General features: G+C 46.1%; 7 protein-coding genes. 5 read left to right on the forward strand and 2 right to left on the reverse strand.

Annotation, left to right across the window (positions count from 1 at the left end):
* Window positions 1-5: 5 nt before the first annotated feature.
* The 5 genes from DXD65_RS10320 to DXD65_RS10340 all read left to right on the forward strand — a co-directional run bounded on the left by DXD65_RS10320 (window position 6) and on the right by DXD65_RS10340 (window position 8,744).
* On the forward strand, window positions 6-737 hold the full coding sequence (locus DXD65_RS10320; RefSeq protein ID WP_117887611.1) for a 6-phosphogluconolactonase: 732 nt from the start codon (window positions 6-8) through the stop codon (window positions 735-737).
* A gap of 53 nt (window positions 738-790) precedes the next feature.
* Window positions 791-2,056 carry an MFS transporter gene (locus DXD65_RS10325; RefSeq protein WP_117887612.1) on the forward strand — a complete coding sequence of 422 codons (1,266 nt, stop codon included), beginning with the start codon at window positions 791-793 and terminating at the stop codon, window positions 2,054-2,056.
* Window positions 2,057-2,071: 15 nt separating this feature from the next.
* Window positions 2,072-3,796, forward strand: coding sequence for a glycosyl hydrolase family 18 protein (locus DXD65_RS10330; protein WP_117748901.1), 1,725 nt, complete (start codon window positions 2,072-2,074; stop codon window positions 3,794-3,796).
* A 253-nt stretch (window positions 3,797-4,049) separates the two neighbouring features.
* Complete coding sequence (locus DXD65_RS10335) at window positions 4,050-7,160, forward strand: SusC/RagA family TonB-linked outer membrane protein (RefSeq protein ID WP_117680572.1); 3,111 nt, start codon at window positions 4,050-4,052, stop codon at window positions 7,158-7,160.
* Between the two features lie 21 nt (window positions 7,161-7,181).
* Window positions 7,182-8,744: a RagB/SusD family nutrient uptake outer membrane protein gene (locus tag DXD65_RS10340; protein WP_117680571.1), complete on the forward strand. Its 1,563-nt coding sequence runs from the start codon at window positions 7,182-7,184 to the stop codon at window positions 8,742-8,744.
* Between the two features lie 584 nt (window positions 8,745-9,328).
* On the opposite strand, the gene DXD65_RS10345 is transcribed toward DXD65_RS10340, so the two are convergent.
* Window positions 9,329-10,132 carry a ThuA domain-containing protein gene (locus tag DXD65_RS10345; RefSeq protein WP_008665150.1) on the reverse strand — a complete coding sequence of 268 codons (804 nt, stop codon included), beginning with the start codon at window positions 10,130-10,132 and terminating at the stop codon, window positions 9,329-9,331.
* A 42-nt stretch (window positions 10,133-10,174) separates the two neighbouring features.
* A complete protein-coding gene (locus DXD65_RS10350; protein ID WP_057258628.1) occupies window positions 10,175-12,640 on the reverse strand; it encodes a glycoside hydrolase family 9 protein in 2,466 nt (821 codons plus the stop codon).
* Between the last annotated feature and the right edge of the window lie 124 nt (window positions 12,641-12,764).

Consider the following 12,764-nt stretch of genomic DNA (forward strand, 5'->3'; position numbering starts at 1 on the left):
AGAATATGAAAATAACAATAACAAAGAATGAAAAGGAGTTTGACTGCACGGCTGCATGGCGCATCATCGGGCAGATGTTGAATGAACCGGAGAGTGTGATAGGACTTTCGACGGGACGTACTACCGGTAATCTTCATCGGTTGGTGGGAGAAATCTATACTAAATATCCGTTTAAGGTGGATACCGTTACTTTCTTCGGATTGGATGAGGTAACGAATGTGCCGCGCGAATATGCCGGAGCATGCTACACGATGCTGAAAACGGAGTTGATGGATACATTGGGCATCAAGGAAGAGAATTTTTTGATGCTGCCTACCATTTCTGGTGATTTTGAACAGTCATGCAGGGATTTCCAGCAGGAAATTGCGAACCGTGGCGGCATTGATTTGCTGATTTTAGGGTTGGGTGAGAACGGGCATCTGGGATTCAACCAGCCGGAATCTCCCTTTGGCGGTGAAGCATGGGTGACCCGGATGAATGTGGAACTGGAAGAACGCATCCGTAGAGAAACGGGTACTCCCCCCGATAACGAGCTGGGAGGAGCTACTTTGGGAATAAAGAACATCATGCAGGCACGCCGGATTGTGCTGGTTGCCAAAGGGACTAATAAAGCGGATATTGTCAAGCGGATGCTTGAAGGGCCTGTGACAACAGATGTTCCTGCTTCCATCCTTCAGCTTCATCCCAACTGTGAATTTCTGCTGGATGAAGCGGCGGCAAGCATGCTTAACTGCTAAGTCGCCTCGCAGGTGGCTGAAAACTACTTATTCGAATTAATAATCAAAATACTATGACACAACAAGAAAAACAAATAAACTATATGGGGCCATTCATCACGATGGTATTCCTGTTTTTTATTGTAGGTTTCCTTACGACTGCCAATACTCAGTTTCAGGGTCCTCTGAAAGAAACTTTTCTTTCGGAAGTGGGCGGGTTGAAAAATACTTTTGCTACTTTGATTACTTTCTCCTGGTTCCTTGCTTATCCGGTTTGTGGAGGGGTAGGCTCGTCGTGGATTAGCAAATACGGATATAAAGGAACATTGATGCGTGGATTGCTGGTGATGATTGTGGGGCTTGGTTTGTTCTTTGCCTCTTCCTATTTCACAGTACACTTTCCTGAAGCGAATTGGCATGCAGGAAATAATGTTATCCCTGGAGGGTTCTTGATTTTCTTACTGGGTTCTTTCGTGGTAGGGGCTTCGGCCACCATTCTGCAAGTGGTTATAAATCCTTATCTGACGGCTTGCCATGTCAAGGCTACCCAGTCCATTCAGCGTTTGGCTATAGGCGGTTCTGCCAATTCTGTGGGAACTACGCTTGCTCCTTATTTCGTGACTGGTGTCGTGTTTGGCGGTCTGTCTATGGAGGACATTCAGATTGACCAGCTGATGGTTCCGTTCCTGGCATTGATGGCTGTTATTTCTTTGATTGTATTGTTGTTGATGAAATTGTCTTTGCCCGATATCCAAGGAACCAGGGTAGAGAAGGGAGAAAAGCTGGAAAAAAGTGTATGGTCCTTCCGTCATCTGACATTGGGCGTGGTGGCTATCTTCTTTTATGTAGGAGTGGAAGTCTGTATCGGGGCCAATATCAATCTGTATGCCATCGAGATGGATTATGCTTCTCCGGCACTGATGGCTACGCTCTATTGGGGTGGTATGCTTGTGGGCCGCCTGGTGGGGAGCAGCCTGAGCAGGATTTCTCCCCGCGTGCAGTTGACGGTTACTACGGTATCGGCAGGACTACTCGCCCTACTGGCCATTCTTCTGAATAATCCGTGGCTGCTCACGGCAGTAGGTCTGTTCCATTCCATCATGTGGGGAGCTATCTTTACTTTGTCCGTTGCCCATTTGGGAAAATACACTTCGGTGGCTTCGGGTGTGTTCATGATTGGAGTGGTAGGCGGTGCCATATTGCCCTTGTTGCAAGGAGTGCTTGCCGATGTTCTTGGAGGCTGGAGATGGTCATGGCTCATCGTTCTTTTTGGAGAAGCGTTTATGCTGTATTATGCATTGATAGGTTCACGGGTCCGTCAGACCTGCGATAATTTGTAATTAAAGATAGTACTTATGAAAAAAATTAGAATGATGATGGCTGCCGCTTTGGGCGTATTGGTTTCATGCGGTAGCGTTAAGTCGGGAGAAGAGGTCGTTGCGGCTTCCCGCGATTCAAAGGTTGTGGTTGCTTATGTCACTTCGTGGAGTGAGGTGATGCCCGACCCGCAGTACATGACGCATATCAACTATGCGTTCGGTCATGTAAACGAGAGCTTTAACGGTGTCAAGATTGATAATGAGGAACGTTTGAGACAGATTGTTGATTTGAGGAAACAGAAGCCGGAGCTGAAAGTGCTGCTTTCCATCGGCGGCTGGGGAAGCGGACGTTTCAGTGAGATGGCTGCCAATGATGAATATCGCCGTGCTTTTGCCGCGGACTGTGACCGTGTGGTGAAGGAGTTCGCTTTGGATGGCATTGACATCGATTGGGAATATCCCACCAGCTCTATGGCAAATATATCCTCGTCACCGGACGATACGGAGAATTTTACACTTCTGATGCAGGATATCAGAGCTGCCATCGGCAATGAAAAGGAACTGACACTTGCCACCGTAGCTTCTGCCCGTTACATTGACTTCAAGGCTATCTTGCCTTCCGTCGATTTTGTGAATATCATGGCTTATGACATGGCTTCTGCTCCCAAGCACCATTCGGCGCTTTATCCGTCAGGACATAGCGGTGACATTACTTCGGACGGTGCCGTTACTGCACACTTGAAAGCGGGCGTACCGCCTTCCAAGCTGGTGATGGGTATGCCCTTCTATGGTCGTGGAGGTGACGGTTATCCCAGCTTCCAAGACTATAATAAGGTAGGGAATACGGATACCCAATATACTGAAAAGTGGGATGAGGTGGCTCAAGTGCCTTATCTGGCCGATAAGAATGATACGTTGGTATTTGGTTTTGAGAATCCCCGTTCACTTGCCATCAAGTGTCAGTATATTCTGGATAAAGATTTGCTGGGAGGCATGTATTGGGATTATAGCGGAGACAATGAGCAGGGTGATTTGCGCCGTACGGTAGCAGAAAACCTATTGGGCAAGCCGCACAAGGCGAAGGTACTGGTGTTGACGGAACGTGGCGGACAGCACGGAGGATTTACGGATGCCGGTTTGAGGTGGTTGGCGGCCGAAGGTGCAAAGGGGAATTTCAGTATTACCGAGATAAACAATGCCAGGAACATAACGGAGGCTTACTTGTCGCAGTTCAGCCTGGTTATTCAATTGGATTTCCCGCCTTATACTTGGCCGAAGGAAGCGGAAGATGCGTTCGTCAAGTATATAGAAGAAGGCCGTGGCGGCTGGATAGGTTTCCATCATGCTACTTTGCTGGGCGAGTTTGACGGTTATCCCATGTGGCAATGGTTCTCTGATTTCATGGGTGGTGTACGTTTCAAGAACTACATAGCTCCGCTGGCCGACGGTACGCTGATTGTGGAAGATAAACAGCATCCGGTAATGAAGGATGTTCCGGCCTCTTTCGTGGTGCCCGATGACGAGTGGTATACTTATGACAAGAGTCCGCGCCCTAATGTACATGTATTAGCCAATGTAGACGAATCGAGCTACACGCCTGCATCGGACATCAAGATGGGCGATCATCCGGTGGTTTGGGTCAATGAAAGCAAAAAGGCACGCAATGTTTATTTCCAGATAGGGCATAGTAGTAAGTTGTACGAAACGGAAGGGTTTACGACCATGTTCAGAAATGCCATTAACTGGACTTTAGAAAGGTAATACTTTTTATAATCAATGGATTTGGAAGAAAACGGGTACGTACAGAAACGTATCCGTTTTTTTATGGGTTTAAACTTTATCACTTTAAGTTTAAAATAAAACGTTTTTTATGGATGTGTTAGTAAATGAACTCCTTATGAGAAATATTCAACTTCCATTTCTTGTTTAGTACGTAATTTCGCTTATCGAAGTATTGGAATTTGTATCAATACAATATGAATAACTTTCTATTTTATAAACTAATACTATTATCATGAAAAGAAAAAGAGTCCTTTTGCTGCTTTGCATTCTCAGTTGCACTTTGCAGCTCTTCGCACAACAAATTAATGTGCAGGGTATCGTTTATGATCCTTCCGGAGAAACGGTTCCGGGTGCTAATGTCAGTATGAAAAGTAATCCGGCTGTGGGTACTGTGACGGACATTGATGGGAATTTCAGCCTGAAAGCTTCTGTGGGTGATGTGTTGGTCTTCACTTTTATCGGTTATGAGCCTATTGAGTATAAACTGACTGCTGCAGATACAAATCTGAAAGTCCGTTTTACTGATTCTTCTGAGTTGCTGGACGAGGTAGTTGTAGTAGGCTATGGTGTACAAAAGAAGAGTGTACTTTCGTCTGCTGTGAGCCGTGTTACCAGTGAAGAGTTGGATAAAGGTAATCCTACAAATATTCAGAATGCTTTGAAAGGTAAAGTTTCCGGTGTACAGATTATCTCTAATTCAGGTCAGCCCGGTGCGGAATCAAAGATTCGTATTCGGGGTACCGGTACGGTCAACAACTCCGATCCGCTTTATATAGTAGACGGCATGCCGTCTGAAAGTGGTATCAGTCATTTGAATCCTTCTGATATTGAGTCTATTGAAGTGTTGAAAGACGCAGCTTCCGCCGCTATTTACGGAGCCCGTGGTGCTAATGGTGTTGTACTGATTACTACGAAGAAGGGTACTAAAGGAAAGGCTACTTTGAACTATGAATTTACGTACGGTATTCAGAATCCTTCCAAGAAGGTGGATTTGCTGGGTAGTGCGGATTATCAGATGTTGATGAATGAAATGGCTGCCAATGCAGGTAAGGACCCTTATTTCCCGACTGTTTCCAGCGTCAATACCGACTGGCAAAAGGAACTGCAGAACAAGAATGCTCCTATTATGAACCACAAGGTTTCGTTGAGTGGCGGTACGGACAACTCTACCTATTATGCTTCTTTCGGTTATGTAAAGCAAGAAGGTATTTATGCTAAAGGACATGCTGATTATGAACGCTACAATGTACGCTTGAATTACAATAATGTATTACTGGACACGAAATCACGAAATTGGTTGAATAAGATTAGTTTTGGTGCAATTGCAAGCTATTCCAAGTCAATCCAGACTGGTAATACTATTGGCAATAGTGAAGCAGCAGGCTTGATTACTTCCATGAATATGTTGCCTCCTACCGAGCCGGTTTATCAGACCGACCCTGCTATACTGGAGCAATATGCCGTAACTTATCCAAATCATGTCATTGCTCCCAACGGCCTGGCATACAATATCATCGAGATGCGTGAAATAACCAATCCGCTGGCAGCCATGCAGGTCAGTCATAACCAGAGGACTATGCCGCAGAATTTCGGTGCGAACTTTAACCTTGATGTCGACTTGTTGCCGGGCTTGAAGTTCAAGACTACCTATGGTGCGGAATGGGTATTCAATTCCATCAAGAATGTAACTCCGGTTTACGAGCTGAATGCTACCAGTAAGAATGCTACTTCCAAAGTAGAGGATAAGAAAAGGGAGTCTTCCTACTGGCAGTGGGAAAATGTGCTGTCGTATACGAAGTCTTTCGGCCGTCATAATATAGGTGCACTGTTCGGTACGAGTATGTCTTCCTACCATTACTCCAATTTGGAAGCGGAAGATTATAATCTGCTGGTGGTGGATATAGACAAGGGATATATAGACACGGCCACAGCGCCCGAAGAACAGTCCAAAGTATGGGGTGGGGCGGAAGATCACCGCATTGCATCCGTATTCGGACGTATCAACTATAATTATGATGAAAAGTATTTGTTCGAAGCGGTAGTGAGACGGGACGGTTCGTCAAACTTCAGTCGCGAACACCAGTATGCTACATTCCCTTCGGTTTCTTTGGGTTGGGTGTTGACCCGGGAGAAGTTCATGGAGAACAGACCTTCCTGGTTGGATTTTGCCAAGATACGTCTGAGCTGGGGACAGAACGGTAATGAACGCATCGGCTCCTTTGCCTATACAAGTATGATGAGCCAGGGTAAGAATGCAGTCATAAATGGAAAGGTATATACAGGTATGCTGCCCAGTGGCTATGCCAATGCAGACTTGAAATGGGAGACCTCCGAACAGACCGACTTGGGTATTGACTTGCGTTTCTTCAACAGTGCATTGACATTCTCTGCCGACTATTTCGTGAAGAAGACGAAGGACATGCTGCTTTCCATGCCGATTCCTCTTTATACCAGTTATGGCAGTATGACGGTCAATTCGGGTACAGTGAAGAACGAAGGTATCGAGTTCGAAGCGTCCTATCGCTTTAAGGTGGGTGAAGTGAATCTGGGTATCAATGGAAATGCTTCTTATGTGAAGAATACTGTAACAGACCAAGGTCCCGACCGCGTCGGTCTCAATAATATCGGTGGTGGTATGGGCGGCCAGGTCAGTTGGAGAGAGAACGGGCGTCCGTACGGCTTCTTCTACGGTTACTTGCATGATGGCATTTTTCAGAATCAGCAGGAGATAGACAACTATACCTACGTAGATTCTAACGGAAAGACTCATTTGATACAACCGAATGCCAAGCCCGGAGATATCCGTTTTAAAGATTTGGATGGTAAAAATGGTCTTAATGGCGATGACCGTACTATGATAGGTAAGCCGAATCCCGACTGGACGTATGGATTTACGCTCTCTGCCGATTGGAAGGGGCTGGATTTCAGTGCATTCTTTCAAGGAAGTATCGGAAACGACATTTATAAACTGTACAGACGTTCCAATGTGACTTTTGGTAACTACGACAAATCCTGGTTGAACCGTTGGCACGGTGAAGGAACTTCCAATTGGGTACCACGTGTGATAGATGGTGACAACAATAACTATCAGGTTTCAAACTTTTTTGTGGAAGATGGTTCGTATATGCGTTTGAAAGTGTTGCAGATAGGTTACAGTCTACCCGGTCAGATGTTGCAGCGTGTCGGTATCAAGGGGCTGCGTTTCTTTGTGCAGGGCGAGAATCTGTTTACAATCACCAATTATAGCGGTTATGATCCGGAAGTGGGAACACGTGATGGATTTGACGGGGGAACATATCCGCAAGCACGTACTTATACCATCGGTGCAAACATAACATTTTGATTAATCTAAAAATTAGATACAATGAATAAGATATTAAAAGTATTGGCTTTGGGTGCGATGGCTTTGTCGACCATAGCTTGTTCAGATTTTCTGGAAGTGAATCCGAGAACTCAGGTATCGGAAACCGAATTCTATAAGACGGAAGACGATATGATGAAGGGCTTGTATGCCGTGATAAATGAAATGCAGACCCGCATGCCGGAGGTTTGGTCTTACTCTTCTTTGCTGGGCGATGAGTCTGAAACCGGTGGTGGTATCGGTGAGGGATCTTACAAGACGAAATGGGATACTTTTACCTATGACGCGACTTCTTGTTTCGGTGCATGGGGCTATGGTTCTTGGTGGAATGAGTGGGATTTCGGCTTGTTCAATGGAGTCATTGCTGCCAATCTGTTGATTGACAAATTGGCCGGGTGCAACCTCAATGCAGACTTTGTCAATTCCATTTCTGCCGAAGCGCGCTTTTACCGTGCCATTTTCTATTACCATCTGTTTATGGGGTATGAGCAATTCCCGCTTATCAAACATTATCTGGCAGCCAGTGAAATGTATAGCGTTGCCAAAGGAACCCGTGAAGAAATTTATGAGTTTATGATGGGTGACTTGGATGACGAAGTGACTAAGTATCTGCCCCAGCGCAGTGCTACACAGCAGGGACGCGTTTGCCGGGATGCTGCCAAGCTGCTTCGTGCTAAAATTATTTTGTTCCATCGTGATGAGACTAAATATCAGGTGGCATTGAATGACATGAAAGAAATAATCACCAGTGGAAGATACCAGTTGAACCCTGATTATCAAAGCTTATGGGTGAAAGACGGAGAATGGTGTGCGGAATCTATCTTTGAGGTATGTTATGCCGGCAATAACTCCGGTGAAGGGTTTGGGCTTGCACGTTCTTTGGGCGGTCGTAACATTGTTGACCCGAGAAGTGCCGAGCAGGGTGGATTAGGCGAAGGTTATGGGCAGAACACCATGCCGAGTACTGTTTACAACATGTTTAAGGAAGGTGATACGCGCCGTGAGGGAACAGTCATTGTCTATGCGGACGAGGCTAAAAAAGTGGCAGAAATGGTGGCCAAAGGTGAACTACCGGCAGGAAGTGCTTTCCAAGTCAGTGACCAGCAGGAAAATTACGAGGGTCTGGGGCACTATAAGATTCATCCGAGAAAGGAGACGACGTCTACGGTGAATCCTACGGATAACTATTATAACTCTTGGCGTATTTACCGTTATGCCGATGTTTTGCTGCTGGCTGTGGAGCTTGATGTACGTATCAACGGAACTGCCAGTGCTGATGCGCAAGGTTGGTTCGACCAGGTCAGAGACCGCGCTTTCAAAGACAAAGAGCATCGTATCAACTTGGCGGGAAAGAGCAAGCAGGAGTTGTTGGATATTCTTTTTGAAGAGCGTGGGTATGAGTTTATGGATGAAATGCAGCGTTGGTTTGATATTCTGCGTTTCGATAAAGGAACAGAGATTTTAGGTAACAAAGGTTGGACGGAGAAGTTCAGATACTTTCCAATTGACCAGTCGGAAATGGATAGAGCTAAAGGTGGCTTGACACAGAACCCTGGCTGGTTATAAGTTTTGATTGTTTTTTTCTGAAGAGTCCCCGGTATTTCCTTGTGAATAATACCGGGGATTTTTTGTTCCTTCACAAAGTTTGTTTTGGCAAAACATCTGTCATGCTATCACGCAAATGGGTGTATTGTTTTGATTATAAATCAATTAAAGCGTGATAGATACCCGTGACAGATAAAAAACGTTACAACCATCTATCACGCTTTCCAATCTTTCTAAAAGATGATGCCTCCTATTTATTGGGTGAATCGTAAAAGTGGCTATTGTCTTAGTTCTCAACATGAAACTTTTAGTTTTGAGACTAAATACGAGAAGTTTTGATTGGGAAAATAATTGGTTTCATTAAGGGAAACCTTTAGTTTCCTTTCGTAAAACTAAAAGTTTCAGCAAGTGAAACTTTTGGTTTCAACGATATGAAACTGTCATTCCGGCCCGTTGGGAACCGGCAAGGGTATCTATATAAAACGACCGAAACAGATACTTTTCGAAGGAAAAGTATCTGTTTCGGCATAAAAACGTAGTGTTAACATAGGAAATAGGGGAATTATCCCCTATTTATTCTCTTGATTGCTGTTATGGAAACCGTTTTATTTGAGGAACGGGTTGCCGCTTTTGTCTTTGCTCACTACCCAGCGGAAAGCATTAACCAATAGCAGGTTCTGTGTACCGTCGATAAACTCTTCGTCACCATGCCCCATATTCAGGTAAATCATTCTGTAATTCTTGTTGGACCATACGATGGGGAAGTCGCCAAAATTCACTACATCCTTGATACCCAGTGGATAGTTCTTGGGAGATAGGGACAAGAGTACCTCTACGTCCTTGTTCTGGCGGGGGCTGGGAGTCCATTGGTACCATTCGCTGGCGGGGGCCACGAATGATGCAGGCAGATTCTTGGTAACGGGATGTTCTTCGTTGTCGACTTCGACCAATACCGGCTGGGGAGGCCAGTTGTTGCAATAGAACACCCCACCACCAAGAAACTTAACGAACCAGGGCCAATGCGTGTTTTTGTCGTTGTAGGCTGCTGCGTGGAAACCTACCCAACCGCCTCCGTTTTCCATGTATTGCTCAAAAGCATCGCGTTCGGCCTTGGTGTTGGGGGATGTGTTAAGCATGATAATGACATTGTATTCTTTCAGTTTCTCGTATGGGTATTTTGAAAAATCGGTAGTAATATCCAGAACAAAGCCGTCACCGTAATTGAGCTTCTTGAAGAAAGTGGTTGCTTGTTCTGCAAATTGTACGTGTGCTTCTTCCGCATGTTGCGTGTAATAAATCAAGGCCTTGAAGCGAGGAGCTTTGGCATAGTTTGCCGGATAACCTTCGGGGACTTGTGCGTACGTCAGCAGGGTGCAAGCCGTAAACAATAAAATAAACAGATGTTTCATAATTTGTAATTTATAATTTATAAGTTATTAATTCTCCATTATCTAATATTCCGCAATCAGAGACAGCCATTTGCCTGCCGAGGTAATCCATACCTCTTTATAACAGGCATTGTTGGTTTGCGGCCAATAGGGGACATCGTCGTTACCCAGGGTACGGATACCAACGGGCATCTCTCCTGTCATTTCTCCCGAAGAGAAGGTATTCAGTTGCGGATAGTTGTGTCCTTCTCCATAAATCAAGGATTGTCCGAAAGGATTCTTGCCTACGGTCCAGTACAACTGTTCCAGACCGATGTTGAGCAGTTCCTTGTCCTTCAGGAAGTTTCCGCAGATGGCGGCGGACTTTCCGTTGGAAAGATGGATGGCGGTATTGCCGTTGAAAATGTTGAACCACACGGGGAAACGTTTCATGTAGTGCTCTTTGTCCAGTTGTACTCCTCGTTTAATCTGTTCCGTGTACAGTTCCTTGGCATTGGCAGGGGGAAACAGATGGAGGGCGTAGAAGTTGGTGGTATCCTTATATTCCTCTGCATGGTAAACACCGCTTGGAATCATACCGTAGGGATGGGTATACTTCATCATTCCTTTCAGATACTCTCCATATAGTTGTATGGAATTCACCCATTTAGGATAATCGGGGTGCTCCTTCTGGGTTTCGCAAAGCATCACCATGGCCTGCATATAGACCTGCTCGCGCGACTGGTGTATGTAATGTACGATGGATTTGCGGGATTTGTCCCGGTAGAAGAATCCGCGTGTCCCGTCTTTGTCTTTCAGCGGTTCCGTGCGCTGGCAGTCGAGGGTGTAGCGGATGTATTCGGCGGCGATGTCCGCATAAGAAGGTTTTCCGGTCAGCTTGTATAATTGGCTTGCCGACCAGGAGATGGTAGCCATATACTGACTTTTCGAAGTGTTGTAACTGTGTTCGTAAGGCTGGACGAACTGGTCGAAGCTATCTTTTTTGAACTTCTCCATAGCAAAAGCGAAATCTTCTTCGGCCACGCGCAATAGGTATTCCTGCAGCATCGGGTCGTTGTCCAGCGTCATGGAGGCGTAAGCTTCGTATCCGGCATAGAGAAAGTTGTCAAATGCCATGTTCTGTACACGTACGGAAGATATGTCGTCCAATGTATTGAACACACCGTCTTGCCAGATAAGCAATCCCATGCTGCTGGCGCGGTAACCATCGCCGTAGCGGTTCTTTAGGATGAACTCTACTCCCCATTCCGCCTCTTCACGCAGGCGGGCGGCGAGGGCTGGGTTGATATTTCTTTGTTTATTATAGGCTTCGAGCAGAGCAAAGGTCACGTCTCCCGTCTGCAAGGTTTGCTGGGACAAGTCTCCTGCATCGTGCCATCCGCCGGAGTAGGAGATGCTGCGTCCGTCATGTCGGGACATGAGGTCTACGTGGCAGGTGGAATGCTTGCCGGGAACCGGATGTCCACAGCGCTGGCAGAAGATGAAGTTCAGCACTTTCCATTGTGAATCTTCCCAAAGTCTTTCTCCAATCCGGAAGGTGGGAGTTAGCGATGTTCCGACCTTCAGCTGATACTCTCCGGGATTATTGAAGGAGGTGAAATCAATAAGGCCAAATTCTCCGAGAGTGGTTTTCTCTTTTCGGATGTCTCCTTCGTAAGCTATTTCTCCGGTTGGGGTAAGCAGTTGGAAGCGCTTTCCGGCGTCTATGGTGAGGTTTGTGTTGATGAGGGCGGTTTTGGGGTGGTTGACGGCATAGCCGGTTGTCGAGTAGGAGATTTTTCCATCGGCAGGTATCCATCCGCTGACTTTCTCAGGGGCTTTCACCGTTTGCAGTTGTAGATTGTCCAGGTAGTAGATAGCTGAATCTCCTGTAGTCCGATCTTTGCCTTTGAGGGCTGTGCTGAAGGTGATGGACATCACCTTGTCGCGCTGATACTCGTCTATTTCGAGGAAGCATTGGTTCCACTCCTTATTAATAAGGTTAATGAGGTGTGAACCCGAAGGCTGATTATATCCTTTCTTGGCAGGAGTATCTGCATTGCGAAACGTGAGGTTCATGTTGACGATGCGCGCGCCGTCGCAATCGGGATAGATGGAGAATACGATGCGGTTGTACTTCTCCAGATTGGCGCCGTCTAGATGATAGGTAACACTGCTGTTTCCGTAGGTGGCATAGTCTGGGTCGGAAGGAGAGCCGGTCGCCCTTTTCCCGGTGAATGTGGGGAATTGCAGTTTGATGCTGCCTTTGCCGGAAACGGTCTTTTCCGTACTGAAGGACATGCTTCCTGCGCCGGAATGACTCCATCCCTCTGTACCTGCCGAGCGGGTGAGAGGAGCGCTTTGCAAGACCTCCTTTTTCCATCCGTTGGTTTCGAAAGAGTTTTCAATATCCAGGGGGAGGGGTTGATGTATCAGTCCGCTTTCGTGGAGTTGTCGTTCCAGTTTGGGGTCTTGGGTCAGACGTGTCTGACCGTATGCGGCAATACTGCCGAGAGATAAAAGGTATAAAAATAATAATGTCTTTCTCATGTTGATGTCAACCTTTGGTTTCGGTTGCAATGTTAGCCATTATTAGGCAGAAGGAGGTTTGAAAACTGCCATAAAAGCTTTAAAAGCTATCCGAAGTAGAGGAAATATGAATTTCGGTAGATGT

This window comes from Bacteroides sp. 4_1_36, assembly GCF_003466325.1.
Taxonomy (GTDB): domain Bacteria; phylum Bacteroidota; class Bacteroidia; order Bacteroidales; family Bacteroidaceae; genus Bacteroides; species Bacteroides uniformis.

Excerpts from the sequence above, each read along its gene's own strand:
- DXD65_RS10335 (WP_117680572.1), top strand. The coding sequence starts at position 4,050 with ATGAAAAGAAAAAGAGTCCTTTTGCTGCTTTGCATTCTCAGTTGCACT.
- DXD65_RS10340 (WP_117680571.1), top strand. The coding sequence starts at position 7,182 with ATGAATAAGATATTAAAAGTATTGGCTTTGGGTGCGATGGCTTTGTCG.
- DXD65_RS10330 (WP_117748901.1), top strand. The coding sequence starts at position 2,072 with ATGAAAAAAATTAGAATGATGATGGCTGCCGCTTTGGGCGTATTGGTT.
- DXD65_RS10320 (WP_117887611.1), top strand. The coding sequence starts at position 6 with ATGAAAATAACAATAACAAAGAATGAAAAGGAGTTTGACTGCACGGCT.
- DXD65_RS10325 (WP_117887612.1), top strand. The coding sequence starts at position 791 with ATGACACAACAAGAAAAACAAATAAACTATATGGGGCCATTCATCACG.
- DXD65_RS10350 (WP_057258628.1), bottom strand. The coding sequence starts at position 12,640 with ATGAGAAAGACATTATTATTTTTATACCTTTTATCTCTCGGCAGTATT.
- DXD65_RS10345 (WP_008665150.1), bottom strand. The coding sequence starts at position 10,132 with ATGAAACATCTGTTTATTTTATTGTTTACGGCTTGCACCCTGCTGACG.